The sequence below is a fragment of the Methylocaldum marinum genome, assembly GCF_003584645.1.
Taxonomy (GTDB): Bacteria; Pseudomonadota; Gammaproteobacteria; order Methylococcales; family Methylococcaceae; genus Methylocaldum; species Methylocaldum marinum.
The window spans coordinates 5,209,651-5,235,635 of the sequence record NZ_AP017928.1; the positions used below are offsets into that span (position 1 = coordinate 5,209,651).

At 58.5% G+C, this 25,985-nt stretch carries 30 protein-coding genes; 9 read left to right on the forward strand and 21 right to left on the reverse strand.

The window, feature by feature from the left end:
* The 9 genes from sS8_RS23245 to sS8_RS23285 form a co-directional block, all read right to left on the reverse strand.
* Window positions 1-1,185 carry a CgeB family protein gene (locus sS8_RS23245; RefSeq protein WP_119631854.1) on the reverse strand — a complete coding sequence of 395 codons (1,185 nt, stop codon included), beginning with the start codon at window positions 1,183-1,185 and terminating at the stop codon, window positions 1-3.
* Between the two features lie 11 nt (window positions 1,186-1,196).
* A complete protein-coding gene (locus sS8_RS23250) occupies window positions 1,197-2,333 on the reverse strand; it encodes a CgeB family protein (RefSeq protein WP_119631855.1) in 1,137 nt (378 codons plus the stop codon).
* A 250-nt stretch (window positions 2,334-2,583) separates the two neighbouring features.
* Window positions 2,584-3,699: a glycosyltransferase family 4 protein gene (locus sS8_RS23255; protein ID WP_119631856.1), complete on the reverse strand. Its 1,116-nt coding sequence runs from the start codon at window positions 3,697-3,699 to the stop codon at window positions 2,584-2,586.
* Window positions 3,696-4,724 (reverse strand): Gfo/Idh/MocA family protein, encoded by a 1,029-nt coding sequence (locus sS8_RS23260; protein WP_119631857.1) that lies wholly within the window; start codon window positions 4,722-4,724, stop codon window positions 3,696-3,698. Before sS8_RS23260 ends, sS8_RS23255 begins: the two co-directional genes overlap by 4 nt.
* Complete coding sequence (locus sS8_RS23265; protein WP_119631858.1) at window positions 4,721-5,728, reverse strand: MDR/zinc-dependent alcohol dehydrogenase-like family protein; 1,008 nt, start codon at window positions 5,726-5,728, stop codon at window positions 4,721-4,723. The genes sS8_RS23260 and sS8_RS23265 overlap by 4 nt, the downstream gene beginning before the upstream one ends.
* A gap of 181 nt (window positions 5,729-5,909) precedes the next feature.
* A complete protein-coding gene (locus tag sS8_RS23270) occupies window positions 5,910-7,037 on the reverse strand; it encodes an NAD-dependent epimerase/dehydratase family protein (protein ID WP_119631859.1) in 1,128 nt (375 codons plus the stop codon).
* Window positions 7,034-8,149 (reverse strand): NAD-dependent epimerase/dehydratase family protein, encoded by a 1,116-nt coding sequence (locus sS8_RS23275; protein WP_119631860.1) that lies wholly within the window; start codon window positions 8,147-8,149, stop codon window positions 7,034-7,036. Before sS8_RS23275 ends, sS8_RS23270 begins: the two co-directional genes overlap by 4 nt.
* A gap of 121 nt (window positions 8,150-8,270) precedes the next feature.
* Window positions 8,271-9,269 carry a UDP-glucuronic acid decarboxylase family protein gene (locus sS8_RS23280; protein WP_232020403.1) on the reverse strand — a complete coding sequence of 333 codons (999 nt, stop codon included), beginning with the start codon at window positions 9,267-9,269 and terminating at the stop codon, window positions 8,271-8,273.
* 655 nt (window positions 9,270-9,924) lie between these two features.
* The gene (locus sS8_RS23285; protein ID WP_145986657.1) at window positions 9,925-10,443 is read right to left on the reverse strand and encodes a hypothetical protein; all 519 of its coding nucleotides are present in this window, start codon (window positions 10,441-10,443) and stop codon (window positions 9,925-9,927) included.
* A gap of 218 nt (window positions 10,444-10,661) precedes the next feature.
* On the opposite strand from sS8_RS23285, the gene sS8_RS23290 reads away from it, so the two are divergent.
* On the forward strand, window positions 10,662-11,108 hold the full coding sequence (locus tag sS8_RS23290) for an SDR family oxidoreductase (protein WP_269461476.1): 447 nt from the start codon (window positions 10,662-10,664) through the stop codon (window positions 11,106-11,108).
* 337 nt (window positions 11,109-11,445) lie between these two features.
* Here the strand turns inward: sS8_RS23290 and sS8_RS23295 are convergent, their stop codons facing one another.
* The 10 genes from sS8_RS23295 to sS8_RS23340 all read right to left on the reverse strand — a co-directional run bounded on the left by sS8_RS23295 (window position 11,446) and on the right by sS8_RS23340 (window position 19,007).
* Complete coding sequence (locus sS8_RS23295) at window positions 11,446-11,868, reverse strand: CBS domain-containing protein (protein ID WP_197716611.1); 423 nt, start codon at window positions 11,866-11,868, stop codon at window positions 11,446-11,448.
* A gap of 75 nt (window positions 11,869-11,943) precedes the next feature.
* On the reverse strand, window positions 11,944-12,951 hold the full coding sequence (locus tag sS8_RS23300; protein WP_119631864.1) for a YihY/virulence factor BrkB family protein: 1,008 nt from the start codon (window positions 12,949-12,951) through the stop codon (window positions 11,944-11,946).
* 138 nt (window positions 12,952-13,089) lie between these two features.
* Complete coding sequence (locus tag sS8_RS23305; RefSeq protein WP_170161226.1) at window positions 13,090-14,298, reverse strand: DUF3618 domain-containing protein; 1,209 nt, start codon at window positions 14,296-14,298, stop codon at window positions 13,090-13,092.
* 127 nt (window positions 14,299-14,425) lie between these two features.
* Entirely contained in the window at window positions 14,426-14,875 is a 450-nt protein-coding gene (locus sS8_RS23310; RefSeq protein WP_119631866.1) for a DUF2383 domain-containing protein, read from the reverse strand.
* A 48-nt stretch (window positions 14,876-14,923) separates the two neighbouring features.
* Window positions 14,924-15,346 (reverse strand): phage holin family protein, encoded by a 423-nt coding sequence (locus tag sS8_RS23315; protein ID WP_119632977.1) that lies wholly within the window; start codon window positions 15,344-15,346, stop codon window positions 14,924-14,926.
* Between the two features lie 91 nt (window positions 15,347-15,437).
* A complete protein-coding gene (locus sS8_RS23320) occupies window positions 15,438-15,968 on the reverse strand; it encodes a hypothetical protein (protein ID WP_119631867.1) in 531 nt (176 codons plus the stop codon).
* Window positions 15,969-16,695: 727 nt separating this feature from the next.
* Window positions 16,696-17,426 (reverse strand): IS1 family transposase gene (locus tag sS8_RS23325; protein WP_119631868.1). Its coding sequence is split into 2 segments (ribosomal slippage): window positions 16,696-17,162 and window positions 17,162-17,426, totalling 732 coding nucleotides; the frame shifts between segments, so codons are not numbered across the junction.
* A gap of 151 nt (window positions 17,427-17,577) precedes the next feature.
* Window positions 17,578-18,018 carry a DUF2383 domain-containing protein gene (locus sS8_RS23330; RefSeq protein ID WP_119631869.1) on the reverse strand — a complete coding sequence of 147 codons (441 nt, stop codon included), beginning with the start codon at window positions 18,016-18,018 and terminating at the stop codon, window positions 17,578-17,580.
* Window positions 18,019-18,061: 43 nt separating this feature from the next.
* A complete protein-coding gene (locus sS8_RS23335; RefSeq protein ID WP_119631870.1) occupies window positions 18,062-18,580 on the reverse strand; it encodes a DUF3341 domain-containing protein in 519 nt (172 codons plus the stop codon).
* A gap of 235 nt (window positions 18,581-18,815) precedes the next feature.
* Window positions 18,816-19,007 carry a CsbD family protein gene (locus tag sS8_RS23340; protein WP_119631871.1) on the reverse strand — a complete coding sequence of 64 codons (192 nt, stop codon included), beginning with the start codon at window positions 19,005-19,007 and terminating at the stop codon, window positions 18,816-18,818.
* A gap of 277 nt (window positions 19,008-19,284) precedes the next feature.
* Here sS8_RS23340 and sS8_RS23345 point away from each other — a divergent pair, with 277 nt between their 5' ends.
* The 8 genes from sS8_RS23345 to sS8_RS23380 all read left to right on the forward strand — a co-directional run bounded on the left by sS8_RS23345 (window position 19,285) and on the right by sS8_RS23380 (window position 24,589).
* Complete coding sequence (locus tag sS8_RS23345) at window positions 19,285-19,443, forward strand: DUF1674 domain-containing protein (RefSeq protein WP_119631872.1); 159 nt, start codon at window positions 19,285-19,287, stop codon at window positions 19,441-19,443.
* A gap of 94 nt (window positions 19,444-19,537) precedes the next feature.
* Complete coding sequence (gene sdhC, locus sS8_RS23350; protein WP_119631873.1) at window positions 19,538-19,906, forward strand: succinate dehydrogenase, cytochrome b556 subunit; 369 nt, start codon at window positions 19,538-19,540, stop codon at window positions 19,904-19,906.
* Window positions 19,907-19,926: 20 nt separating this feature from the next.
* Window positions 19,927-20,307 (forward strand): succinate dehydrogenase, hydrophobic membrane anchor protein, encoded by a 381-nt coding sequence (gene sdhD, locus sS8_RS23355; protein ID WP_119631874.1) that lies wholly within the window; start codon window positions 19,927-19,929, stop codon window positions 20,305-20,307.
* Window position 20,308: 1 nt separating this feature from the next.
* Complete coding sequence (sdhA, locus tag sS8_RS23360) at window positions 20,309-22,096, forward strand: succinate dehydrogenase flavoprotein subunit (RefSeq protein WP_119631875.1); 1,788 nt, start codon at window positions 20,309-20,311, stop codon at window positions 22,094-22,096.
* A gap of 10 nt (window positions 22,097-22,106) precedes the next feature.
* The gene (locus sS8_RS23365) at window positions 22,107-22,889 is read left to right on the forward strand and encodes a succinate dehydrogenase iron-sulfur subunit (RefSeq protein WP_119631876.1); all 783 of its coding nucleotides are present in this window, start codon (window positions 22,107-22,109) and stop codon (window positions 22,887-22,889) included.
* Between the two features lie 3 nt (window positions 22,890-22,892).
* Window positions 22,893-23,138, forward strand: a complete 246-nt coding sequence (locus tag sS8_RS23370; RefSeq protein WP_119631877.1) for an FAD assembly factor SdhE — start codon at window positions 22,893-22,895, stop codon at window positions 23,136-23,138.
* Window positions 23,098-23,517 (forward strand): protein YgfX, encoded by a 420-nt coding sequence (locus sS8_RS23375; RefSeq protein WP_331852268.1) that lies wholly within the window; start codon window positions 23,098-23,100, stop codon window positions 23,515-23,517. Before sS8_RS23370 ends, sS8_RS23375 begins: the two co-directional genes overlap by 41 nt.
* 454 nt (window positions 23,518-23,971) lie before the next feature.
* Window positions 23,972-24,589, forward strand: coding sequence for a 2OG-Fe dioxygenase family protein (locus sS8_RS23380; protein ID WP_232020404.1), 618 nt, complete (start codon window positions 23,972-23,974; stop codon window positions 24,587-24,589).
* Between the two features lie 404 nt (window positions 24,590-24,993).
* Here sS8_RS23380 and sS8_RS23390 read toward each other — a convergent pair whose 3' ends face one another.
* Both sS8_RS23390 and sS8_RS23395 read right to left on the reverse strand, forming a co-directional pair.
* Window positions 24,994-25,356 (reverse strand): roadblock/LC7 domain-containing protein, encoded by a 363-nt coding sequence (locus sS8_RS23390; protein WP_119631881.1) that lies wholly within the window; start codon window positions 25,354-25,356, stop codon window positions 24,994-24,996.
* Window positions 25,357-25,365: 9 nt separating this feature from the next.
* Entirely contained in the window at window positions 25,366-25,929 is a 564-nt protein-coding gene (locus sS8_RS23395) for a protoglobin domain-containing protein (protein ID WP_119631882.1), read from the reverse strand.
* Window positions 25,930-25,985: the final 56 nt, after the last annotated feature.

The following is a 25,985-nucleotide window of genomic DNA, read 5'->3' on the forward strand; positions in this document are numbered from 1 at the left end:
TCAGGCTCCTGTGTACGGATTGAAGGAGGCGTTGTACCGTTCCGGAACAGCATTCTCTTCAGTTTTAGATCGCAGCGAGGGCGTGTTGCTCCAACTGCCGCTTGCCGGCGATCCGTTCAGAATGCGGTGGACCAGCGCCGCCCGGTGCGCATAGGTGTGCTGCGCGATCACCCGTCGCATGGCGGCGGCTCCGATCACCCGGGAACGTTCTTCCGATATCGTCTCCAGATACCGAACCACGTCGTCCCCGGAATGGGCGACCAGAATTTCCCGCTCCGGCTCCAGAAACTGCTCGATGCCCTCCCAGGCGTCGGTAACAATGCAGGCACCGGCGCCGGCCGCCTCGAAAATACGGGTGGCGGGGGAGTAGCCGAAGCGTGCCATGCTGCTTCGGTTGATGTTGAGGACCATGCGTGAACTGCAATTGAAAGCATTGTGATCGTGGGCGTAGACATGGCCGAGGTAGCGAACATTGGGGAAGTCCGGTGCACCGCATTCCCAGCCGTTTCCGCCGAGCAGGAATCGAGCCTCCGGGACGCGGGCCGCGGGTCCGAAAAAGAATTCGTGGACCCGCGTCTCCCGGTCCGGGAGGCGGTTGCCGAGAAATCCCAAGGTGGCGGCGAAGCGGGGCGCCGGGGACACGGGATAATGTATTGCCGGGTCCAGTGCGTTATAAACCGGTACGCAGTCCCGCGCGCCCAGGGTTCGGTAGGCTTCCACGACAGGTGTTCCGCCGCCGTAGGTCAGGATCATGTCGTAACGGGGAATCAGGACCCGAAACGGGTCGTTCGGATTTCGTTGCACCCGCTCCAAAGTGGCGGGCGCATCGACGTCCCAAAATAGTACGGTTCGGTTCGGAGCCCGGAGATTCAAGATTTCGCGTTCGAGCCAATCGTCGAATACGCCGACGCCGCTGGCCTTGACCAGGATGTCGGCTTGCCGGGCCGATTCGAGCGCTTGCGAGACGCCGGATTCGGTGGCGGGGTAAACCACGACCCTAGCCCAGGTCGGGTCGGCGATATCGCGGTGCTGCTGCCGTTCGAAGGCGTCCGGTTCGTAGAAGGAGGTACGGTAGCCGCGTTCGCTCAAGGCACGAATCAGTCCGCGGTAATAAGTGGCAGCACCGTTCCAATAGGCGGAGACCAGACTGGAGCCGAAGAAAGCGATTTGCGGCCTATGCTTCATGACTAACCCTCCTAGGTTACTGCCGGCTCTTTTCTGGGGCGGTGCTCGGCGAAACGGGACAGGCGCAGTTCCCGGCAGATCCCGATCAATTCGTCAACGCGGTGAGCGCAGGTGTGCCGCCTGAGTATGGCGGTCCGGCCCTGGTCGGCCAAGGTCCGCGCGAACTTGCGGTCGTGCAGGATCGCCGCCATGGCTTCCTCCATTTCACGACGGGAATGGACCATCAGGAAGTCCCGGCCGGGCGTGAACAGGTTCTCGACATCGTCCCACGGTGCGCTGACCAGGGGAATCCCGCAGGCCAGCGCTTCGAAGGGGCGTATGGTCGGTATGCCGGGCAGCGCCCTGCGATAAGGCCGCCGCGGGATGTGTACGGTGAGCCTGAAGCGGGCGAAGATTCGGGGAACCTCGTAATTCGGCAACCATCCGCCGTATTCGATTCCGGCTGCGGATAAGACCTGGAGCGCCCGTTCCGGGTAGCGTACGCCGTAGACTCTTGCCCGGAGCCCGAGCGTCTCGACGGGATCGAACAGGTATTGCTTGAGTTCATGGGTACGCTCATCGTCGCCCCAGTTGCCTATCCAGACCAAATCCCCTTCCTCGGGTCCACCCGGCAAGGGCCGGAACACATGGGTATCGGCGGCTTCATGCCAGGTCCAGACGCGTGCCGCCCAGCCCCGATCCAGGTAGATGTCGCGCAGCACCTTGCCGAACGCGAGCACGCCGTCGAAGTGTTCCAGGTCGTAGCGGGCGATCGATTCGGGGTCGGTCACCGCGCGGTGATGGGTGTCGTGGAACAACAGGAGGTAATGGTTCGAGCGGGCTCGATGGCGCCCGATCTTTTTCACCAGGGCGGGGTCGTTCCACTCGTGCACGATGACCACGTCCGCGTCCGCCAGAACCGCGCCGACATCGAAATTTTCGAGTTGATAGAAGCGGCTTAGCAGATGGGGATAGGTTTTGAAAAAACCCATCAGCGAGTCCGAAAGCCTTTCGGTGCGAAGATTTCGAAGGCTCCAGCCGTCGGTGGGTTCGTAAATTTCGACGCGGTGGCCGCGTAACAGCAATTCGGTGGCGATGCCCCGCAGGAAATGGGCATTGCCGTGATTCCAGTCGGAGATCAGCGAGTGATAAAAGAGAACGAACTTCATTCTACGGTTCCATCGTTTTTAGTTGGACACTGCGGAAGGGAACGCACCCGCACCGCTGTACAGCATTTTTAGACCTACCGTCGGGCGCTGCCGCGTAGGTGGGCAATCCTTTGCCGACAGTGCGGTTGGACCGGCGGATTCGTCGCCAAGGGATTGCCCACCGGCAAATGCTTGACTCCATACACCCGAACCGAAGGCGCCGACGACTCCCGCCAAGCCGGTTGTGCCGTGCGAGCGGGATGAAAACGCTTTAGCGGCTGAGTTCATATTCAATCGATTCATGCCTGGCTTCTTCGGCGGAAGATCTATCGGCGAGCAGCTCGCGATACGTGCTCCAATAAGCGCCGGCCATCTGTTGCGGCGTGAACAATGCTGCTCTCCTTCTGGCTTTGACCGCGTAGTCATGGCGCAAATCCGGGCGATCGATCAGTGCCTGAAGCGACCAGTACAGTCGCTCGGTATCGCCGGGCGGAACGAACAGGGCGGCGTCCCGCCATATTTCGCGAAGACTCGGAATGTCGCCCAGTACCAGGGCACATCCTGCCGAGGCCGCTTCGAGCGCTGACAATCCGAACGGTTCGTAGCGGGCGGGGAGGGCATAGATGGCGGCATGACCGAACCAGTTCGCCAGTTGTTCCGGCGTTAGCCGGCCCAGGCAGCAGACGCCCGCGAACTCGGAGGTTTCGCCGTCGGGGTGCCGGGCTTCGCCGGCGATATAGACCGGCCATGATAAGCGCGGCGCGATATGGGCGAGGGCGGCGATGTTCTTGGCCGGATCCCATAGGCGGCCGGCCGAGAGAATGAGCGGTTTTTTGTCGTTTTCGGGCTGGTTTGCGCGACCGTTGGGGATGACTCGGGACGGCGGCAAGGGCTGGTAAAGCCTGCGCAATTCGGCGAGCATGGCGGCGCTCGGTGCGACCAGGCAGTCCGCCGCCCTCAGACCGTTTCGAACGACTTGCCGATAGCGCTCCAGCCGCTTCGGCGCGGGTTCTCCATATACCGCCTGCCACCACGAAAGCACGCAGGAATGGCCGACCGTCAGCACCGGGGCGGGCCAGGGCAGATTGCCGTGGGGATAGTCGTTCAAATGGATCATCGCGGGTTTCAAGTCCTCGGCCAGTTTCATGAGCCAATGGCCGGCGGCTTCGAGATCGGGCCAGGGATCGTCCATCCAGACCAGTTTGTAGCGGCTTTCGACGACCTCGACATTGGGAAGTGCCGCGACTTCGCGCCGCTGTTCCAAGGTCAGGAGCGCGCCCATCGTCGCCAGTGTGATATCCGCTCCGAAAGCTTCGAGCCCGCGTGCCAGTTCCAGCACGTAACGCCACACGCCTCCGATCGTGTCCGCCGTCATCAGGATTTTCATCGTTGATAAATCCTGTCGAGCGTTTCGGCGACTTCGACGAACTGTCGGGCTTCGGGAGCGAAGCGGCCGCTTTCGCGCAGTTGCCGTACCCAGTGGATGAGCGCCCGACCACCCCAGGCGTCGGGATAGCCGGCGACGATCTCGCGTTGCCTTCCGTTATAGCGTTCTACGACGAAATCGTGGAAAGAGCCGTCGACATTCCGAAGCGAGGCCGCGCCCCGCGTGCCGTAGAAGGAGAAATCGATGACCGCGTCGCGGCCGGCCGAAAGACGCCAGGAACAGGCAATGCGTGCGACCGCGCCGGTGCGGAATCCGATTTCGGCGACCGCGTAGTCTTCGACCTGTTCGACCGGCTTCGCCAGGCACTTCCCGCCGGCGTACAAGCGGCTGGAAACGGTCTCGATCGCCGGGAAATCCAGCATCCAAAGGGCCAAATCGACGAGATGGATGCCCAGATCCATGACGCATCCGCCGCCGGCCTGAGCCATGTCGTAGAACCAGGGCTTGTCCGGTCCGTAGGCGTTGTGGAAAGTCAGGTCCATGGCATAGATTTCACCGAGTTCGCCGCGGCGGACAGCTTCGCGAATCTCCGCCATGCCGCGCACGTGGCGATAGCTCAAGTCCACGCCCAGGAGTCGGTCGGCGCGGCGCGCCGCAACGACGACGCCTTGCGCTTCCTGCCCGGTACGGGCCAGAGGTTTTTGGCAGAACACGGCAAGTCCGCGTTCGAGCGCCGCCGTCGCCTGGCGGGCGTGGGCGGCGCTGGGCGTGGCGATGACAATGCCGTCCACGCTGCTGTCGAAGAGGCTCTCCGGACGATCACTCAGCATCGCGCCGGGCGCGAGGCGCTTGGCCTCCCGCAAGGCTTCCGCCGTGGGGTCGGCGATCGCGACGATTTCGGCGCAGCCCTGGTCGGCAACGGCGGCCATCCGGTTGCGGCCGATCCAGCCTACGCCGAGAAAGCCCAGCCGCGGCCGTCGAATTGGAGCTTCCGGAGGCGTGGTCCGCGTCGGGTCGGCGCTCATGGCAGTACCAGCGCTTTCAGAAAGCCCTTCGGACGCGACCGCATCAGCTCGAACGCCCGGGGCAGTTCCTCGAGGGCAAACCGATGGGTATAAAGCGGTGCCGGATCGATGCGGCCGGTGGCCGCCGCCGCGATCGCCGCGCGCAGGCCGTCGACGTATTGCTGCGGATCGCGTTCGTGGGCGTTGATGACGTCGAGGCCGCGCCAGTTCCACAATTGCATGTTCACCGTGCGCGGCCCGTCCTGATGGTAACCGGCGATGACCAGGCGGCCTCTGATCCGCGTCAATTCGGTGGCCAGATCGAGGGTGGACTGTTCGCCCGCGACTTCCAGCACGCAGTCGCAGCCGACATCGTTGGTCAGCGCTTTGACGCGTTTGACGGCGCCGCGGACATCGTCGGACGAGGGGGTTTCCATGGCGCCGAGGCGGCGGGCGACGTCGAGCGCGTAACGCCGGCGCGACAAGGCGATGACGCGGGCTCCGGCCTTGACGGCCAGACTGACGAGCAGCGCCCCCAGGAAGCCGATGCCGACCACAGCCACCGTAGTGCCCGGTTTGATGCCGCTGCGCTGAAACACGTTCATCGCGCAGGCCAGCGGTTCGCCTGGGAAAGGCTGTCCGTCGAGTATGGCGGGAAGGGGAATCGCCGCGCAGGCGTCGACCAGATCGTATTCGGCGTAAGCGTGATGGGAGAGAACGGCGACCCGAGTGCCCACGGACGGATGTTCGACGCCGCCGCCGACCGCCTCGACGCGGCCCCAGCCTTCGTGCCCGGGGGCGCCGGCCGGGAGCGGGTAGTCGAACCAGGGGCGTCCCTCCCATACCGGCAGGTTCGAACCGCAGACGCCGCAGCCTTCCAGCTTGACGCGCACCTGCCCGGGGCCCGGCGCGGGCACGGAAACGGACGTCGTTCGAATCTCCTTCGGTCCGCTGAAAACGGCTGCCGTACAGCGAACCGGATCGACGGCTTCCGGGAGGGAACCTTGTTCCTTTGCCGGTCTCACGCGTTGATGTCCTCCTTGTCCTCGGCTTCGTGCCGAGTTGTCCCGTTGCGGAAGCGGGCATCGGCCGATGACGGATCAACGGTGTGCTCCGTTTTCCCGCTTCGCTAGCGTTCCTTTGCGGCGCCTTCCGAAGGGAGGGGCGCGTGGGGGTTGTTTTTATCGGCCATCGGCAATCACGGCTTCAGAATCTCTTCGTCCGCGCTTCCACTGCCATATCGTGGTTGTACCGCGTCTTTTCCTCCAAGTACATCAGTAACCATGCGTATGTTGCCGCCACGCCAGCGCGGACGGTGATTTCCGGTTGCCAGCCGATGGCGCGGGCCAGCTTGCGGGTGTCGGAGACGTAGTATTTCTGGTCACCGGTGCGCCAGGGAGCGAATTTCAGTTCGAGCCGCCGGCCGTGCAGTTCCTCGATGAGATCCACCAGTTCGATCAGGCTGGTGGTCTTGGCCGGACCGCCGCCGACGTTGAACACCTGCCCCCGCAGCCGGTCGATGTAGTCTCCGGCCAGCCGCAAGGCTTTCACCAGGTCTTCGACGAACAGTACATCCCTGACTTGAAGTCCGTCCCCGAAAATGGTTATCGGCTTGCCCTGCAAGGCGCGAATCAGGAAGTGAGCGACCCAGCCCTGATCCTCGGTACCGTACTGATGCGGTCCGTAGATGCAGCTCATGCGGAATACGGCGGTGGGGAGTCCGTAGCTGCGTGCGTAGTCCAGGACATATTGTTCGGCTCCGCCTTTCGAGCATCCGTAGGGGCTGTGAAAGTCCAGGGGGCGGTCTTCGCCGATGCCGTTGCGGGCGGTTTCCTCGTCACGCGGCATGTAGCGGTCGCCCTGGCGTCGCATGACGATATCGGAAAGTTCGCCATAGACCTTGTTGGTCGAGGTATAGACCAGCGGCGGGGGATTTCCGGCCGAGCGCAGGGCTTCCAGCACGTTCAACGTGCCGCGGAGGTTCACCTCGAAATCGACGCTCGGATTTTCGAGGCTGGTCGTGACCGCTACCTGTGCGGCAAAGTGGAACACCTGCCGCGATCGGTGGACGGCGTTTCGTATCGCCTGGACATCCCGGATGTCGGCGATTTCGACCTGGACCCGCTCGCCATGGGTCGAGCGGAGCCAGTCGAGATTGCGTTCGACGCCGGGGCGTCCGAGATTGTCGAAGACCAATACCGGTATGCCGTCGGCTAGCAGGCTGTCCGCGAGATTGGTCCCGACGAAGCCCGCTCCGCCGCTAATCAGAACCGGCCTTGAGTCACTCGCGGTCGAGCCTCGTTTCGGATTCGAAGGTTTGCGCGTGTCGCTCATAGCCGCAGTCCCCGCTGGGAAAGCTCTTCGTTCGCAGCCTCGAACCGGTCGAATGCCGCTTGCGTTTGCAGCCATTCCACCAGTTCACCCATGCCTTCTTCCAGGCCGATGCGGGGGGTGTAGCCGAGAATCCTCCGGGCTTCGCCGATATCGGCGAAGCAGTGGCGGATATCGCCTACCCGATATTGCCGGGTGATGACCGGACGAATCTCTTCCCGCCCGAGCAGGCGGCCCATATGCGCCGCAATGTCGCGCACCGTATGGCTGAGGCCGCTGCCGACGTTGAATATTCGTCCGGCGGCTTGGTCGCGTTCGAGCGCGAGCACGCAGGCCTGTACGACATCGCGGATGTTGACGAAGTCGCGCTGTTGCTCGCCGTCCTCGAAAATCAGCGGACTGTTGCCGTTCAGATACCGGGCGGCGAAGATCGCGAGCACGCCGGTGTAGGGATTGGACAAGGCTTGCCGGGTGCCGTAGACATTGAAGAAACGCAGCGCGACGGTGGGAATGTTATAGGCCTGGCCAACCAGCAGGCAGAGGCGTTCCTGGTCGTATTTGGACAGCGCGTAAACCGATGCCGGGGACGTTGTCTTCGATTCCGGCGTGGGCAGCGGTTGCAGAGAACCGCCGTTTTTGTCGCGCAGTTCCCACAAGCCTTGCTGAAGCTGCGCCGGCAGCCGTTCCGGGGGAGCGCAGGTTTGTCCGTCGGCGGCGCGGTAAAGCCCTTCGCCGTAAACGCTCATGCTGGACGCCACGGCCAATTTCTTCACCGGCTGTTCGATCAGACACTGCAGCAGGACGGCGGTGCCGCGGTTATTGATGTCGGTATACCGCGCGATCTGGTACATGCTCTGGCCGACACCGACCGCTGCCGCGAAGTGAAACACGGCATCCACGTTCTGCAGTGCCTCGCCGACCGATTCGGCATTGCAGATGTCGCCGTGCATGAACTCGACCGCGGGATTGAGGTAATCAGGCGGCTGCCGGACGCCGCCGTGGACTTGCTCGCTGAGGGCGTCGAGCACGCGTACCCGATAGCCTTGATCGATCAACGCATCGGCCAGGTGCGAGCCGATAAATCCCGCTCCTCCGGTAATCAAGATTCTTTCCATAGTCGCTCCTAATCGATCCGTGCTTTAGATGTAGCGCCGATGCCGATGGGGCGCATCCGGCGATGAAGCACTGCCGGCTCCCATCAGTAAACTGCGCAGTACAAGGTACCGGCCCTGGCGGTCAACTTCCCGTCATTGCCTTCGACGGTAAATGTCTCTTGTGGGTCAGCGTGCCGTCGAAATAGTCGATGGTGCGTTTCAATCCGTCGACGAGAGGCGTGCGCGGCGTCCATTCCAGTTTTTCCCTGGCACGGCTGATGTCGGGACAGCGCCGGATCGGGTCGTCCTCCGGCAGAGGCCGGAAGGTGATTCTCGAACGCGAGCCGGTCAGCTCGATGATCGTATCGGCCAGTTCCAGCATGGTGATTTCGACCGGATTGCCCATATTGATGGGACCCGCCACGTCGTCGGCGGTCGCCATGAAGCGTTCCATGGCCTCGACCAAATCGTCAACGTAGCAGAAGGAACGTGTTTGGCTGCCGTCGCCATAGATCGTCAATGGACGGTTTCGGAGGGCCTGGCCTATCAGGTTGGGTACTACACGGCCGTCGTTGAGCCGCATGTAAGGTCCGTAGGTATTGAAGATGCGCCCGACCTTGACACGCACTTTATGCTGTCGGAAATAGTTGAGAAACAAGGTTTCGGCGCAGCGTTTGCCTTCGTCGTAACAGGCCCTGGGACCTACGGGATTGACCGCACCGCGATAGTCTTCGTGCTGCGGATGGGTTTCCGGATCCCCGTACACCTCGCTGGTCGACGCCTGGAAGATCCTGGCCTTGGAAGCACGGGCCATGTCCAGGAGATTGAGCGAGCCCTGAACGCAGGTTTTCAGCGTATGGACCGGATCGGCCTGATAGTGGACGGGCGAAGCGGAGCAGGCGAGATTATAGATTTCGTCTATGTTTTCGACGTGCAGCGGCTGGGTGATGTCCTGGTGGATGATTTCCAGGGTTCCCAGTTCCCGAAGCCCCAAGAGGATGTCTTTGCCTCCGGTTCTAAAGTTGTCGATGCAAGTGACCGCATGACCTTCGCTCAGCAGCCGGCGGCAGAGATTCGTTCCGAGAAATCCGGCTCCGCCGGTAACGACGACGTGTTTCCTTCCACTCCCTGTCATAGCCATGATCTCCACTTCAAGAGTGCATCCTTGCCGTACTTGGGCGAACGGCGCGCCGCCTTCGCTCGCTCGGCCGATTTGGGATTTGCCCTGTGCGCCGTCATTGGTCCCGGCAGCGCGTCGGCTGAACTGGCCATAATTCAGTAGCGGATTGAAACCCGCCCCGAAGCTTGCTTAACCGAGCAGTAAGAAAGAGTCGCTTTCCTTGCGGTCCGGTTATGGGTTTGAATGAGGACCGGAAAGCTTACAAATGACCCTTCCCTGGTAAAAACTGAAACTATCCATGTAGCAGGCGTATTACCGACTACTGGTATTTTGGTCCATGGCGTCAGTTAAAAGTTCAATGACTTCTAAGCTGATGGTCGACCGCACGCGTTGCGGCGAGGGCATCGCGCCGCCGGTGCATGTGAGTTCGGAAAGTGCCCCTTCGAGCCGGCACCAACATCGTTTCCGACCAAGCTTGCCGCCAAGCTCCTCAGCACTGACGAGCCGGCGGCGTAACAGGATTATAGGTGCAACGATTTGCGGGACCGAAAATGAAACCCGGAGAAAAGCAGGAGTGACCCGGAACGGATGCAGCAGGACGGCCTGTATGATCTCCCGGGCCTGGCCGGCTCACTGCACTAGTCTATTCTCCGTTTCAGGTTCCGGTCCAAACCGCTTATGGGCAATTCCGGACTACATTCGTTCGCCGGAAGGATACGTCGTCGTCTTTCTCCGTAACGATGAGAACATGCGGCGGCGGCGCATAGATCAGCGGGACAACGCAGTTTAGCCCGGGCCGCGTTTCCCTGATACGTACCTTGGTGAGGGGGCTGGACCCCAGCCGCGATTTTTCCACTCTGGTTACCTCGATCATGGATGACCGATTTCCTCCGCCCAGTGCCGTGGCGACTACCATCTTCGTTTCGAAATCGATCACCGGCACCGGTTCGCCCGGATGGATCTCGTTCCAGAACGCAGACCAGCTCTCCGCATCCTGGATCGCCTTGTCCAGGGCGTAATCGATGGTACGTCCGCCCTCCGGCTCCGGGATGACCGCAAATGGTATGTTTGCGTCAATGTAAGGCAAGGATATCCAACCCTCTGTTTCCGCCGAGGTTTTACCCGGCAAAACCAAGGATCCCAAGAGCATCGTCGATACGATGGCGATGAGGCCCATGCTTTTTCGATTATACACAATTCACTCCTTTGGATTGCAGGCGAGCACGACGTTCGTGCTCCGTTTAAGGTCGAGATTTCCGAGAACATGCTGAAACGTCATCCCTGACACGGTGCGGCACGGAAGCCCAAAGCTCGGGTTTCCGGCTCATTCATCGGCGGCAATGCCGGTCGTCCTTCGCCGGCAGGAATCTCCGCTTTAGAAAAAGCGGCATAAGGATAAAGATCAATTTCTTCTTGTTCTGTGAAATATTCACGCGAACTCGGGAGAATGAACGAACTGCGGCAGTCCTAATGACCAAGACGGCACTGCCGCACCTCAAGGGTGGCGATTCGATTATCAACACCGGGTCGATGACCGGTATGGAAGGCAATTCGGGGCTGCTCGATTACTCTGCCACGAAAGGGGCGATCGTCGCTTTCACCAAATCGCTGGCCCAGAATCTGGCGGAATCGCGGATCAGGGTGAATTGCGTCGCGCCGGGGCCGGTTTGGACCCCGCTCAACCCGGCGGACCAGCCGGCTGAAAAAGTAACCGACTTCGGCATGCAGACCAAGTTTCAGCGGCCGGCGCAGCTGGAGGAGATTTCGCCGGCTTATGTGTACTTCGCATCCGAGGCGGATTCGAGCTACGTCACGGGTGAAGTGTTGACTTTGTTAGGGGGAAATACTCGCGCGGGTTGAGTTTTGGAGGCTCGGATTAAGCCTCCAATTCGGCGAAGCGACCTGTGCAACGGATTGATCCAACAGGCCCTCACCCAACCCAATCATTCCGCACATTCCCTGCGCGGAGCCGCAAGCGGCGCTCACGCGTGCAAAAAATCGGCCTCGCCACGCTGTCCCGCTTCGCTCGCGAATCTTGGGCAGCCGATCGCTGGCCGGCCCGCTCGTCGCGTTGCGCCTCGCCCTGCCGATTTGTCCCGGAGGAGAGGACTTATTCAGGGCTTCCTCTACTTCCCCCTCTTCGGCAGGGCTTTTCGGCGCGAGTCTGAAAGTCCCCCTATGGCTTCGGCCGTTGCCGTCACAGCGCGGCGGAGACCGCTCTGACCAACTCGCCGACCTTGGCGGCGTCCACGCTCGTCGCCAAGTCGCCCTGGCTGACCATGCCGACCAGCTTGTGCTCCTCGATCACCGGCAAACGCCTGATTTTGTGCTCGATCATCTTGCGTATCGCCTGGTCGATGGAATCGCCGGCATGGACCATGACAGGGGCGCCCTGGGCCAGATCGCCCGCGGTTGTGGTTGAAGGATCTTTGTCTGCGGCCAGAACCTTTACCACGATATCGCGGTCCGTCAGCATGCCCATGAGCCGCTTGTCGTCGCCGCAGATGGGCAGCGCGCCGATATCGAGCAGCTCCATCCGCTTCGCTGCTTCGAGAATGGTTTCGTGCTCGCCGATACACTCGGCGCCGCGGGTCATGACGTCCCGTACCAGTTTGTTCATGCTGTTTCCCTGAGCTTCGGTTTTCACGCGAACTTGAGGCTCCCGTGCGAGTGCTTATCCGGTGCATCGAAGCGGTCAGCCGCCGTTTCCGGAATCTTTCTCTTTGCCGTCGCCATAAGCTCGGCCTATGGTATCGGCCATGTGCGCATTGCGCTCGCCCATGGGCGCGGTTTCGCCCACGGTGGTGTCCTGCGTGGTTTGATGCTCCATTTCGGCATTGAGTTCGGCGCCGAGGAGTATCACGTAGGCGGTGAGATAAAACCAGGTGAGCAGGATGATGATGGCGCCGACCGAGCCATAGGTCTCGTTGTAGTTTCCGAAGTTAGATACGTAGAACGAAAACAGGCCGGAACCGATCAGCCAAAGGACTACCGCCAATACGGCACCGGCACTGACCCATTGCCAGCGCGGTCTGTCGCGGCAAGGTCCGTAATGGTAGATGAACGCCAAGCCGAGAATGAAAGCGAGCCCCAGCAGTGGCCAGCGCAGGAATGAGAACAGGAATGCCAGAATCCCGCCTAGGCCCGTAAAGCTCAGGAAAGCAGGCAGGCCGGCAATGAGACCGATGGAAGCCAGTGCGAAAAAGATGCCGCCGAAGGTGAAGCTTAAAGCCAGCCCGTTCAGCTTCAGGAAGTTTCTTTTTTCCTGTTCGTTGTAGACGATGTTCAGCGCGGTGATCAGGGATGTGATGCCTTTCGTGGCGCTCCAGACCGCCAGTATCAAACCGATGAGGACTCCCAGGCTCAAGGTGGTATTGGCATGGCTCGCAATGTCGTTAAGCTGTTTGCTCAGCAAGGTGTGGGCTTCGGCCGGAACGATCTGCGCCAGCGCTTCGATTTCTTTCTGAACATCGGCGGGATCGGCAATCAGGCCATAAATGCCGATCAGGGCCGCCAGCGCGGGGAAAATCGCCAGCAAAGCGTAGAATGCGACTCCGGCCGCCACGATCGAGATATTGTCGTGGACCAGCGAGTCCTTGACCCGGTAAGCGATGTCCCGCCAGCCTTGAAGGGGGATCTCCCAGGGCCGCGTTGCCGAGCGGCCTCGGTTGTCGTAAGCGGAAGCGTCGGGCGATGTCGGCATTGGGTCTACCTCCCTGACGAATTCGAAAAATATCGAACTGCCCGATGGAAACGCGTCGTCACGCTCTCAGATACATAATCGCCATGACGCGCGGGGGCGTCATGGCTTTTTCGAGGCTAGTCGCGCTTGGGCCGTGAGTTACGGCGTTTTAGGCGAATCGTAGCCGGTTTCGTGACTCATCGCTGCGGAGTGGCGTCGATCGGGCATGCCCCGCCGCCGCTCTTCGGCGGACGTCATTCGGGTTGTAGCTCCGGTCTCGGCCAGGAACCCCTTGCGGCGGTCGCGTACACCGCCGCGGCGCTCGCCCATGGGCGGCACGCCGCCGGGCATTTCGCCTCCTGCAACCCCGGTTATGCCGCTCATGGCCTCGCTGATCGCGCTCCCGGCCGTCGTACCGGAATTGGAGATCAAGGGCGAGGGACTAATGCCCGGTTCGCCGGCTTCCAGACCGTGTTGTATTTCCCCCGCCGTCGAACCGGCGGTGATCGGGCTGCGTTCGGCTTCGGTCGGGCCTTCATGCGCCGGACCGCCGGCACTCGCTTCGCTCTCGCCCTCATGCATGATCTCTCGGCCGGTTTCGCGAGCCTCGTGCGCCAATCGATCGCTGACTTCGCCCATCATCTCGTCTTCCATGCGCGTACGCGGCATGGCAGCGCCGAGCGCCGCGCCGATGGCGAGCCCCAGCACCCCCAGGACCAGGGGCTGTTCTTGAACGACATGCTCGTACTCGTCATGGACGGCGTGGCCGACGCGTACCGCGCGTTCCCGCGCCCTATGGGAGACTTCTCCGGCTTTTTCGCGGACGCTGCTCATGGTTTCGCCGACCGAATGCCGAACCTCGCTCGTTTTTTCACCGATTGCTTCCCGGAAGTGGCCGACTTTTTCCGATGCGCCGGCTTTGGCATGTTCCAGTCCGGCTCCCGCCGGGCCATGTCCTTTGGCCCCGCTCGCGCCGTGGGGCATGGTACGGGGTATCTCGCCATGTTCGCTGTGCAGGCTTTCCATGCGGGGAGATGATCCGATTCCGCGGGAAGGCTTTCCGAACCGGGAAAGAAACTGCCGACCTTTGCCGCCGTTTCGGCCAGACATTGTGAGCCAGGTAAGTCCCACGCCGAGCAGGGCCACCGGAATCGGATTTTCCTTGATGACGGCCCCGGTATTCATGCCGAAGCGCCGCAGGTTTTCGTTGACTTGTTTTTCGTCCAGATAGTCCAAGGCTTGATCCAGGAGTTGTCCGGGTGAAAATTTCTTTTGAATCGTATCCAATGTCTCTGCCATTTGCGTCCGGGTGCGTTCGATGTCGGTTTCGATTTGTTCCGGACTTCTGGTCTCGTCATAAGTAGCCATGGTTTTCTCCACTGCGCTTGCTTTGAGAGGGTGCATCCCGATATCCGGCCGCGCGGCCTTCTCGGAATGGGCTGATCAAGCGGTTCTCGAAAAGCCGGACATCTCTCCCAAAGCCATTTGAAAACTGTCATATCCGCGTCAATTGCTGTTCGATCCAGGCTCGATGCCGCCGTTCGTCCGCCAGGTTGCGCTCGAGCATCGGAAGTGCCTGAGGCAGGATGTCGGTTCGCTGCAAAGCCTGGTTGTAGGCCTGGTTGGTGTCGTCCTCATTCGATTTCATGGCCTGAAGAATGCCTTTATCGCCGGCAATGTTGCCGATGATCACCTTGCCTTGCGTTAGGACGGACTTGAAATCGGTTTCGGTAGGGGGCAACCGGCCAAGATCGCGTACGATACTGCTGAGCTCCTGGATATGGCGCTGGTGATCGCTCATGAACTGAGCGAGCTGGTCCCCCAGCGCCCCGTCGTCAATCCTCTTGATGGCGGTTTCGTACGCGGCGGCCGCATCGAAGTCGAGCTCGATCAGATGGGTGAGCGTTTCGATGAATGAATCCTCATTTCCGATTAGCGTAGGCATACGGTTCCTCGATCGTCCCAACGGTTCTTTTCTTTAAACGATTTCGAGTCACTTGATATGCTCGCGCAAAACGTCCGAATCTCTTCGGAGCGACTCGCCGGACTTCCTGGGCATGAGATTCCTTGCCTTGAGATTGCTACGGCCTTTTTGCAGCAGTACCAGGCCGACGATGGCGGCGATGGTGCCGATGATGAGGGGCGACAACCAGGGATAATCGACAGCTACGGTGCCCAGAATCTCGTTGAGGCCGGCAACCGCCGCCAGCAACAGCATCAGGAAGCCCGCAAACAGGACGGCGCCGCCGACCGTAAGTGAACCGACCCCGGTGCCGGCTTCCGATACTTTTTCGGAAAGCTCGGCCTTCATCAGTTGTCCTTCCTGGCGGACGAGTGTCGACAACTCCCGCGTAAAGTCCGTTACGAGTCCGGCAAGCGAAGGCTCTTTCTTGCCTGTAACTTCATCTGGTTGCATGACGGTATTCCTCTCATTAAACATTGCGCCGGCGGCATTGACGCCGGATTTTTCCCGTGGGGAATAGACGGATTTTTTGGGACCGAAAGCCTCAGTGGGTATATCGGGTTTCGGTGCCCGAACCTTCGCCGGACCGGTATGCGGGCTCGGTTTCTCGCCGCTCCGCGGAGCTTTTGAGAAATCGTGTCAGCATCAAGCCCACGAGTACGCTGCCTCCGAAAAAAATTCCGGGATTGCGGCGGGCGAAGTCTTCCGTCTTTTTCACCATGCTGCGAAGATCGCCTTCGCGAAGGGTATAGACCATCTTGTCGAGCGCTTCCGCAGCACGATCCACATAGCGGGCGGTGGTGGACTGTTCCTGCTGGTTCAACTGTTGTGCGGCCTTATGCAAGGCTTCCGCCATGCCGCCGATTTCCGAGGCTGCCGCGTCGCGCTGCCCCTTGAGCAGGGATTCACCTCGCTGCCTGGCTTCGTCCTTCAGCCGCTGCATTTCGTGCTTCATTTCCCCCGCCGCCTGTTTCGCTTCTGTCCTGACATCCGTGCGCCCCGTTTCCGTGGCCGTGCCGCCTTGCGTCGAGGAGGGCGATTTCTGTGCGCCCAAATCGGTATCCATGTTGGCCATGACATCACCTCATGATGGTTTGTAATTAATAAAGTATTCGCCGAGATACTATTGAAAGCCAGTCGTATTACTTCGTACGGGTCCGGGAATAAACCTGGGTGATCCGGATAAAGCGTGCCGCTTCGAGAGGTTTTAGGAGAGAGTCTTTCGAGATATTCTTTCGTTCCATGAGGTGGCGGATGCTGCCGGATTGGCCATGGTTATAAGCGAATATTCAAGGGCCAACGTGCGACATGTTTTTGAGGCCGTTTTGGCGGGCTTGTCGATAAGGCGATATATTTTCTTTTAAGCAACAGGGATCCGCTTATTTTGTCTCGTTATTACAACAAGTTGGGAAGTAGCCAATAATATGAAGCCCTGTTGTTTGCTGTCAATGATGATTAAGTCAAATCCGGGATTCAGGGCCGATTATCGTGTTTAATTCGAGGCTATTCTTAGGGCTTATTAATCCGTTATGGACGAGTGCCGGCGGATGGGCTCCGACGGGCTTATATATTGTGTCCGAATCTCAGCGTTTCCCCGTCACGATTCTCCGGGCTGATCGGGGTGAGTGATTTGTCGGACACCCGTCGGTTTCGACGCTTCGCGGTGTCGAGACCTGGCGTAATTGAGATCCGGTAATCACGATGACGGAGTCGGCGATGTTCGAGCGCATGGATTAGGTCTCTACGATTTTATTCGAATGCAGGTTCGAAAAGTTCGGTATGAAAGTCGATATGGTGGTGGGTCAAGTTAGTTGAAAGCAGTGGCGATTAATGAAGAGGCCGATCACCCCATCGTGAAGCAACTCAGATTTTGAAAAGCAGATCGTTTTGCGAGTTAAGCGCTTGATGCGAGTGCGTAACAAAAGGTTTTTGTTTTCGATCTTTTGCGTATATTTCTTACCAATGACGTGCTGGTTTGCCGGAATGAACGCCGCATAGCTTGGCCAATCATCGGTGTAATAGGTTCGAATATTGAAAACGCGCAGATTGGCGATCAATTGTTCGCAAACGTCCTCTTTGCGCCGCCCAAACACAAATGACAAAATGCATCCGGTGGCGGCGTCGATGGCGTACCAGAGCCAACGTTGGTTCTTCTTGCGAGCCCCATAGCTCCACTGTTCGTCCGCCTGAACATCCATCGGCGAATCAAAGAGATGCCTGATTTCCACGGCGATTTCCCGAGAGCCGATGTAAGGATTCACCGTGACCACTTCGGTGGACTTTTTTTCAGTGTAGACATGACTGTGTTTTTCCCAATCCCGAGAACACGAGCGGTATCTCGAATACCACTGCCATTCATCGCCATGTCAACAATCTGTTCTTTGATACCGGACTCGTAGGCCCGGTAAATGTATTCGGTCTTGAAGGTGCGCCCACAGTGCTTGCAACGAAAGCGGGGGTAACCACTCTGTGTACCATAGCGCACCACATCGGAACTTTTACAGTATTTGCACGGAATCGTTTGATAGGCCATTGGTCCAGTCAATGCTTAAGCTAAGAAATAATTGTACATTGTAGTATATAAACTACTTAAACCCACCACCGTCGATATAAATGCGGCGCGGTGTACGGAGTGCGACGGGGTTCGACCTCGATGCGCTCTCCGTGGCCGCGCCGGACCGAACTCAGGGGGACTCGATGAGCCTGTTCAAAACATTGAGATGCTGCTGCTGTCTCGGCAGCAGCGTGGTTTGAATCAAGTTTCGAACATCGGCGGGAAGATCCGTCTCCTGCAAAGCGTCCTGGTAATCCTGAATTCCGTTCTCTTCGCCTTGGCGCAGGGCGGTGAGCGCGGCCTTATCGCCTATCAATTTAGCGCCGCCCATGACCATCTTCGACCAGGTTCCCCAGGCTCCGGAATCTTCCGTGGGCTTGCCTCCGTTCCGGATGATCCGCTCCCTGAGCTTGTTGGCGGAGTCCCGATGATCTTCGCAAATCGAGGAAATTTGCGCGGTCTCGGCGATTTCCGGCTCCGAGCGCAGTTTGTCCAAAGCCTGTTGATAGGTTTCTACGGCGGAAATCTCGTCGCGCAATAAGGTATTAAGTTTGGACTCGTCCCATGGCATAAACGTCTCCCGATGTCTGCTTCGTGGAGTGAGTGTCGGACGTTTAGGTGACGCTGGCTTCGCCGGTTACGGCGATGTCTTCCGCATTGGCCCGTTCGAAGATTTCTTTGACTTTGGAGCGTTCCTGACTGTCGTCGGTGTGCACGGAAATCAAAATATTTCCGTTCTTGATCTTCCCCTCGTAACGTTTTGCCTCGTACTCGGGGATGCCCATGCCGACCAGTGCTCCCACCAGACCGCCGGTCGCGCCGCCGATGGCGGCTCCACTGAGTGCGCTCATGATGGGACCAGCGGCTACGAACGGTCCGACGCCCGGTATGGCTAAAGTGCCGAGCCCGGCCAGCCATCCCAGTATGGCGCCCACGCCCATGCCCGTGACACCTCCGGTAGTGGCCCCCTCCGGCGCCTTGGTGTGCTGCTCGTGAGCAAAATCTTTAGTGGTCGATTTATCGGGGAAAAGAACGGAAATATCGTTGTTCGAAAAACCTGCGGATCTCAGGCGGTCGATGATCAATTCAGCCTGATCTCTGGTCCTGGCAATGCAAAATACTGCTTTTTCCATGACAATCTCCTTGTGGCTATAGGGTATAAGAACCTTAAGAGGGTTACATAAGGTATTGAGGCAATCGTGCTCTATGCTGAAGATGTCGGTAATGAATCCGGCGGCTAAAAGAATAAAGGACGCCCCGACCGTTCCGATCCACTCATATCCTGACCGGCTAACGGCACATAATCCATTCGCGAAGTCAGAAGCGCATGGAAAAAGAAATAGCCGTCAGCCGGACAGCATATTCGATCTACATCTTCATGCTTTCTACTTGCTTTTCGGCTTCTTCACGCGCTATTCCGTATCTTTCCTGAATCTTGCCTATGAGTTTTTCTCTTTCGCCATTAATCTCGTCGAGCTCGTCATCGGTCAATCGACCCCACTGGGCTTTAATAGTGCCTTTGACCTGCTTCCAGTTTCCTTTTACCTGATCCCAATTCATGGTTTTTCTCCGAGATATTTGCCGCTGCACCGAAATAAACGGCCTGGCGGCTCGTTAAATTGAGTACATATACGTATTGACCGCATGGGTACATTTTGTCGACGGTATGAATTTCCACGTGGTCAACAGTTTGTAAAAGTTCGACAAAGCCACCCGCGAAAGATTCCTCCTGATAATATTTTTGAACATCCGTTTACGATGAGTGTCGTAAACGGCTTGTGATCCATTTCGCGCCAGGGTATAAAATCCCTAAATCTGCTTTCGGAGGAGTTGCATCATGACCGAGGAGCTCAAGCCTTCATGCGGCGATCGGGAACTCGAGAAGGACCCGGCGAGAAAATCCGAACCGCAAAATGCACCGCGCAAGGAAGCTGAGCGTCCGGAGCCGACCCGCTACGGCGATTGGGAGAAGGATGGACGGTGTATCGATTTTTGATGTTCATGCGTGCCGGCGCTGCAACGGGCGCCGAGTCGCGCTCGCGCGGCTGCCGTCGCAGCCTTTGCCAATTCCTTAACGGTTTCGACATCATATGAGCGAACGTCCACTGTCGCCCCATCTTCAGGTTTACCGGCTGCCTCTGACCGCGGTCTTGTCGATCACCCATCGGATGACCGGAGTACTGCTGAGTGTCGGTCTGGTTTTCTGGGCAATATGCCTGATGGCGGTAGCCGAGGGAGAAGCTCAGTTCGTCTGGGTTCAAGCCATTCTCCGTTCGGTGCCGGGCACCTTATTGCTTTGGGCCTGGCTTTTTTCCCTGTTCTTTCACCTTGCCCACGGCCTCAGGCATCTGATCTGGGATACCGGGCATGGTTTCGACCGGGAAAGCCTGGATCGGTATGCGTATATGGAGCTGGTCGGTGCGGTTTTGCTGACGCTGGGTTTATTCGTACTCACATAAACACGATGGCTTGAGGGCCTATGAACTATCAATCACCGCTGGCCCGTGCCCGTGGACTGGGCTCGGCCAAACAGGGAACTCATGAATGGTGGCGCCAGCGGGTGACCTCGATCGCGCTGATTCCCCTGGTCTTTTGGCTCGCGCCGGCAGTCGTGTCGCTGCCCCACGCGGATTACGAGCAAGTCGTCCGATGGATAGGGACGCCTTGGAACAGTATTTTTATGTTGTCTTTCGTCATCCTGGTGTTCTATCACGCCATGCTGGGACTGCAGGTGGTGATGGAGGACTACATTCATACCGAGTGGCTGAAGATGCTCAGCATTCTGGGCATGAAGCTGGTTTTTTCCTTTCTGGCGCTGGCGTCGGTGTATGCCACGCTGCGCATCATCTTCATGGGGTAGCATGACCAAGGCCTACGAGATCATTCGGCACACTTACGATGCCGTAGTCGTCGGAGCCGGCGGCGCAGGTTTGCGCGCAGCGCTGGGGCTGGGGGAGAAAGGCCTGAAAACGGCTTGCCTTACCAAGGTTTTTCCGACAAGAAGCCATACCGTGGCGGCACAGGGCGGCATCAGCGCCGCGCTGGGCAACATGGGCGAGGACGATTGGCGCTGGCATATGTACGACACGGTCAAGGGCTCCGACTGGCTGGGCGATCAGGACGCGATCGAATACATGTGCCGCGAGGCGATTCCCGCCGTTATCGAGCTGGAACATTACGGCGTTCCTTTTTCGCGTACCGAGAGCGGCAAGATTTACCAGCGCGCGTTCGGCGGCATGACCACCCATTTCGGCAAGGGCTCCGCCCAGCGCACCTGCGCGGCGGCCGATTTCACCGGCCATGCCATCCTCCATACGCTTTATCAGCAGTCGCTCAAGCACGAGGTGGAGTTCTTCACCGAGTACTTCACCCTGGACCTCATCATGGACGAAGGCGAATGCCGCGGGGTGCTCGCCTGGCGCCTGGACGACGGAACGCTGCACCTGTTCCGTTCCCATATGACCATCCTGGCGACCGGCGGCTACGGCCGCTGTTATTTCTCCTGCACGTCCTCGCACACGACGACGGGCGACGGCAACGGCATGGTCCTGCGCGCCGGATTGCCGCTTCAGGACATGGAGTTCGTACAGTTCCATCCCACCGGAATTTACGGCGCCGGCTGCCTGGTCACGGAGGGGGTGAGAGGCGAGGGCGGTTATCTCACCAATTCCGAAGGCGAGCGTTTCATGGAACGTTATGCGCCCCACGCCAGGGACCTGGCCTCCCGCGACGTGGTGAGCCGCGCCATGACCCGGGAAATCCTGGAAGGGCGGGGCGTCGGGCCGGACCGGGATCACATCTACCTGCATCTGGAATATGTGGATCCCGCGGTGATCGAAGAAAGGCTACCCGGCATCAGTCACACCGTCATGATTTTCGCCGGGGTGGATGTCACCAAGACGCCGATCCCGGTGATTCCGACCGTCCATTACAACATGGGTGGCATTCCCACCAACTATAAGTGCGAGGTGGTCACCCTCAAGGACGGCAATCCCGAGACGCCGGTGCCCGGCTTGATGGCGATCGGCGAAGCGGCCTGCGTGTCCGTGCACGGATCGAACCGGCTCGGGTCCAACTCTCTGCTCGATTTAGTGGTGTTCGGACGTGCAGCGGCTTTGCGTTGTGCCGAGCTGATCCGGCCCAAGCAGCTGCACAAGCCCTTGCCGCCGGATGCCTGTGAACCGGCCTTGTCCCGTTTCGACCGGTTGCGCCATGCCAAGGGCTCGCGAAAAACCGCGGACATACGTCTGGCCATGCAGAGGTGCATGCAGAACCATGCCGGCGTATTCCGGACCGGAGAAGTGCTGCAGAAAGGGGTGAACCAGCTGAAAGATGTCATGGACTCGTTTCAGGATGTGCACGTTTCCGACCGTTCGCTCATCTGGAATACCGATCTGGTCGAGACGCTGGAGCTCGAGAATCTGCTCGGCCAAGCCATGGTGACCATCGCCGGAGCCCTCAACCGGCTGGAAAGCCGCGGAGCACATACCCGCGAGGACTTTTCCGAGCGGGATGACGCGAGCTGGCTGAAACACTCCTTGCTGTGGCTGGGTGAGCGCAACGACGTCCGTATCGAGTATCGTCCGGTGCACCTATACACTTTGACCGACGAGGTCGAAGTCATTCAACCGCAAAAAAGAGTGTACTAGAGTAAAGGCTATGGCGCTTTTTTCACTACCCAAGAACTCTGTCGTCAAGCCCGGCAAACTGTATCCGGCGCCCGAGGGCGCGACCAATGTCAGGCGCTTCGAAATATACCGCTTTGATCCGGAGTCCGGCGAGAATCCGCGTCTCGACGTATTCGAAATCGATCTGGACCGCTGCGGACCCATGGTGCTGGATGCCATCATCAAGATCAAGAACGAGATCGACAGTACGCTGGCGTTCCGCCGTTCCTGCCGCGAAGGCGTGTGCGGCTCGTGCGCCATGAACATCGACGGCCAGAACACGCTGGCCTGCACCATGGCGATTGCGGATTGCCGCGAGGTCGTAAAGATCTATCCTCTGCCGCATCAACCGGTGATCAAGGACCTGGTGCCCGATCAAACCCATTTTTTCGCCCAATACGCTTCGATTCGCCCGTGGATTCAGACGCAAACGCCGCCACCGGCCGACCGGGAGCGGCTCCAGAGCAGGGAGGAGCGAAACCGGCTTACGGGCTATTACGAGTGCATCTTGTGCGCATGCTGTTCGACCGCCTGTCCCAGCTACTGGTGGAATAGCGAACGCTATCTCGGGCCTGCGGTTCTGCTGCAAGCCTATCGCTGGATCGTGGACAGCCGGGACGAGAATACCGGAGAGCGCCTTGACGAACTGGAAGACCCGTTCAAGCTTTACCGTTGCCACACCATCATGAACTGTACGGCGGTGTGTCCGAAATCTTTGAATCCGGCCAAGGCTATCGCCGAAATCAAGAAGCTCCTGATCGAGCGGCAGCGCTGACCGATGAAACATGCCCAGCTCCGGTGGCGCTGTCGGCGTGGCATGCGGGAACTCGATCTGCTGCTGCAGCGATACCTGGACCACACCTATGAGCACGCGCCGGAAACCGAAAAGTCGACCTTCATCCGGCTGCTGGACGAGCCGGACGAGAGGCTCTGGCGGTATTTTTACGCCGACTGCACGCCCGTAGATTCATCGCTGGCCGAGCTTGTCCTCAAAATCCGTTCCGCCTCTCCGTCTTCTCCCTAATCCGTCACGCGGCCTGGCCGTCGGTGTGACGGTTGTCCACGCGCTGGCCGGATTCGCTTCGCTGGCCAACCCATTGCCGGCCTGGTTGAAGCTCGCGATGCTCGGTTCCGTAGTGCTCAGTTGGTGGTGGTGCCGCCGGGAATATTTCTTGAATCCGTCCGTACAGGAATTGACTCTCAAACCGGGAGGCGAATGCGAACTGGTCCTGGCTTCCGGACCCCAATCCGGAGCCGTGCTGGACAGCAGTGTCGTCACGACCTGGATGGTCATCCTGCATATCAGGACCGAGGCGAAGACACACGCCGTTACCGTGTGCCGCGACAGTGTGGACTCTGAATCATTCCGGATGCTAAGGGTATATCTTCGATGCCGCTATTAGCAATCGGAAACTTCAGTCGAGTATATGAGTCAAATTACGTAACTTCCGCCGTTAAGGAAGTTCTGAATAAACACTCTCTTCCTGGGAAAGGATGAGGTGAGGGCCTGTTGGATCGATCAGTTGCACAGGTCGTTTCTCAGAATTGGAGACTTAATCAGAGCTTCCTTAAGTCTATCCTCGGATGTCGCCACCCGAGTATGTAAGCTTATGGCGACGATTTTTGGCGGAGGTATCTCCAGTTCGGCCGTGCCTACCGGTATCGGAACATCATAGGCTTTGCCATACTAATCGATTCGCCGGTGCTTCGAGCTGCTTTTGGCGGCAAAGCCGTCATCAGGCGTTAAAAGAATACTGGGAGGCCGCCTTTTTAGGGAGAGCGTGCCCTATGCAAAAAGTATTTGGATCGACCGGATTCGAATTCGGCTTTCTATTCGTCATGCGGGCGGAAAGCACGATGGATCCGGAAGCTTTTGAACCCTTCTTCGGCAATCTACCCGTCGACCCTTATATCAAGGGTGATTATCGCCTTCGACGGCTTTCGCGGTTTAAAGTCACTGAGGACGCCATCGTTAAAATGCCGCGCGGCTATCTCTTCCAGCCCAAGGAATATAATCCCCTGGTCGGCGGTATCAAGCGAGAGTTTCATGAGCTCGAAGACGAGCTCGTCAATTTCGGGATGTTCCAGACTCTGTTATCCATATTCAGAGATTTTTGCAGTCTCGATAGTGGTGCCGAAATAGGCGTCCACCAGATCCGAACTACGTGTACTCCGGATAACTTCGGAAATCCGGCTCCGGAAGGTATACATAGCGATGGCGCCGATTTCGTGTGCATTTATTCCATTAGTCGAAGAAATATTCAGGGTGGAGAAACGCATCTTTACAAAAACAAGGAGGGCAGTCCCGTCTTCAACAAAATCCTTTGCTCCGGCGAACTGCTGTTGATCAACGACCGGAAATTCTTCCACTATACCAGTCCGGTTCAACCTGTAGGGAAGAGCAGGGGCCACAGAGATGTGTTTGTTTTGACGTCTCCAAGCTTGCTTATGGATTATTCCGATAACGATGGTTGATTATTCGGATGGACGGGAGATGCCCATGGGGCATGGGCACGTCCGTCAAGCTGTCGGCTAGATCGGAAACACGATCTCGCTGCGGAAAGGATTCTTGAGTCGAAGGCTGTGGGAAACGGAGCGGTTTCTCGTCCACCGCATTCGCCGTTCGGGGATATATTCGAGAATAGCCCGAAGCGGGGAGAGGTTTGCTTTTGTCGAGCGAGTATCGCCAAGAAGGCGTTGATCCGGTCGGGGTTTTCGGTGGAGACAGAGTCGGTACTGTGCTCCACCGGGACGTTGTATAGAAGTTATTGTGATTTTTATCGGAAGCCGGATGCTTCTGAAGTGCCTTTATCGGGTTTGTCTTATCCGATATCTCAGAGATTCGCGTCGGCCCACTTTGTACTCAAGCCTGCATGTCCTTAGAGCAATTGCGCGATATTGCTGGCCGCGCGTTTGACATCCAGGAAAATCAAGCCCAATTTGGCATTAGGCTTGGCCAATACCGTCAAGACCGCTTCCTTACCGGCGTATGTCATCAGCACATAGCCGGCTTTTCCTTTAATCAGGACTTGCTCCAATTCCCCGCGGGCCAATTCCTGTGCAGTGCGATCGCCCAGCGATAGCATTGCGGCACTCATGGCGCCGACTCGATCTTCATCCAGGGTCGCGGGCAATACGGCGGCAATCATCAGACCATCGGTCGAAACGACGCCGGTCGCTTCGATATCGGCGGAAGCGCCGTTCAACTCCGAAAGTATGGAAACGAGCATTTCTGAACGCATCTAAATCTCCTATTTGTCCTTGTAAGCGGTAGCCAAGTTGGTAAACAGTGCGCGGCTCATACCGGAAATCTTGAGGAATTTTTCCAGTTCTTCCGCGAGGCTCGCCGCCTGATACGATTGCTGCATCACCAACAGGGTCATGCCGGTTACGGCACTGACCGCCGCCAGTATTTCGGCGCAGTGTCGGTTGTCGTCTCCATAGGTTTCGACGATGAGCGCGATCAGGCGATTGTTGATCAAGGTCATCGCCCCGGCCATGAACTCGACGGGTAGTCTGACTTTGACGTGCACATCGCCCACTTTGTACATCTGTTCGGTATAGTTTTTATCGAAAGGTCCGGTAAACAATCCTTCCATCCATCGGGTATGCGTTTTTTTCAATGATTCGACCCGTCCCTCGAGAAAAGCTGAAGCTTCCGGAATGCTCAGCAATTGCTGATAGAAATCTTCGGTGATTCCCGCCAGTTTCGGTTTGATCTGCGTACCCACTTCGACAAGCAAGGCTTCTCGTTCGGGCGTCAGTCCACTAAACGATTTGGCATAGCGAGTTAATTTGTCAAAGTCATTTGACATGAACTACTCCGGTCAACGTGCATTTATCTAAATCGCGGCTGCTTGGCCTTAGGTAG

Excerpts from the sequence above, each read along its gene's own strand:
- sS8_RS23245 (WP_119631854.1), bottom strand. The coding sequence starts at position 1,185 with ATGAAGCATAGGCCGCAAATCGCTTTCTTCGGCTCCAGTCTGGTCTCC.
- sS8_RS23250 (WP_119631855.1), bottom strand. The coding sequence starts at position 2,333 with ATGAAGTTCGTTCTCTTTTATCACTCGCTGATCTCCGACTGGAATCAC.
- sS8_RS23255 (WP_119631856.1), bottom strand. The coding sequence starts at position 3,699 with ATGAAAATCCTGATGACGGCGGACACGATCGGAGGCGTGTGGCGTTAC.
- sS8_RS23260 (WP_119631857.1), bottom strand. The coding sequence starts at position 4,724 with ATGAGCGCCGACCCGACGCGGACCACGCCTCCGGAAGCTCCAATTCGA.
- sS8_RS23270 (WP_119631859.1), bottom strand. The coding sequence starts at position 7,037 with ATGAGCGACACGCGCAAACCTTCGAATCCGAAACGAGGCTCGACCGCG.
- sS8_RS23275 (WP_119631860.1), bottom strand. The coding sequence starts at position 8,149 with ATGGAAAGAATCTTGATTACCGGAGGAGCGGGATTTATCGGCTCGCAC.
- sS8_RS23280 (WP_232020403.1), bottom strand. The coding sequence starts at position 9,269 with ATGGCTATGACAGGGAGTGGAAGGAAACACGTCGTCGTTACCGGCGGA.
- sS8_RS23295 (WP_197716611.1), bottom strand. The coding sequence starts at position 11,868 with ATGAACAAACTGGTACGGGACGTCATGACCCGCGGCGCCGAGTGTATC.
- sS8_RS23300 (WP_119631864.1), bottom strand. The coding sequence starts at position 12,951 with ATGCCGACATCGCCCGACGCTTCCGCTTACGACAACCGAGGCCGCTCG.
- sS8_RS23305 (WP_170161226.1), bottom strand. The coding sequence starts at position 14,298 with ATGGCTACTTATGACGAGACCAGAAGTCCGGAACAAATCGAAACCGAC.
- sS8_RS23310 (WP_119631866.1), bottom strand. The coding sequence starts at position 14,875 with ATGCCTACGCTAATCGGAAATGAGGATTCATTCATCGAAACGCTCACC.
- sS8_RS23315 (WP_119632977.1), bottom strand. The coding sequence starts at position 15,346 with ATGCAACCAGATGAAGTTACAGGCAAGAAAGAGCCTTCGCTTGCCGGA.
- sS8_RS23320 (WP_119631867.1), bottom strand. The coding sequence starts at position 15,968 with ATGGCCAACATGGATACCGATTTGGGCGCACAGAAATCGCCCTCCTCG.
- sS8_RS23330 (WP_119631869.1), bottom strand. The coding sequence starts at position 18,018 with ATGCCATGGGACGAGTCCAAACTTAATACCTTATTGCGCGACGAGATT.
- sS8_RS23335 (WP_119631870.1), bottom strand. The coding sequence starts at position 18,580 with ATGGAAAAAGCAGTATTTTGCATTGCCAGGACCAGAGATCAGGCTGAA.
- sS8_RS23340 (WP_119631871.1), bottom strand. The coding sequence starts at position 19,007 with ATGAATTGGGATCAGGTAAAAGGAAACTGGAAGCAGGTCAAAGGCACT.
- sS8_RS23345 (WP_119631872.1), top strand. The coding sequence starts at position 19,285 with ATGACCGAGGAGCTCAAGCCTTCATGCGGCGATCGGGAACTCGAGAAG.
- sdhC (WP_119631873.1), top strand. The coding sequence starts at position 19,538 with ATGAGCGAACGTCCACTGTCGCCCCATCTTCAGGTTTACCGGCTGCCT.
- sdhD (WP_119631874.1), top strand. The coding sequence starts at position 19,927 with ATGAACTATCAATCACCGCTGGCCCGTGCCCGTGGACTGGGCTCGGCC.
- sdhA (WP_119631875.1), top strand. The coding sequence starts at position 20,309 with ATGACCAAGGCCTACGAGATCATTCGGCACACTTACGATGCCGTAGTC.
- sS8_RS23365 (WP_119631876.1), top strand. The coding sequence starts at position 22,107 with ATGGCGCTTTTTTCACTACCCAAGAACTCTGTCGTCAAGCCCGGCAAA.
- sS8_RS23370 (WP_119631877.1), top strand. The coding sequence starts at position 22,893 with ATGAAACATGCCCAGCTCCGGTGGCGCTGTCGGCGTGGCATGCGGGAA.
- sS8_RS23380 (WP_232020404.1), top strand. The coding sequence starts at position 23,972 with ATGGATCCGGAAGCTTTTGAACCCTTCTTCGGCAATCTACCCGTCGAC.
- sS8_RS23390 (WP_119631881.1), bottom strand. The coding sequence starts at position 25,356 with ATGCGTTCAGAAATGCTCGTTTCCATACTTTCGGAGTTGAACGGCGCT.
- sS8_RS23395 (WP_119631882.1), bottom strand. The coding sequence starts at position 25,929 with ATGTCAAATGACTTTGACAAATTAACTCGCTATGCCAAATCGTTTAGT.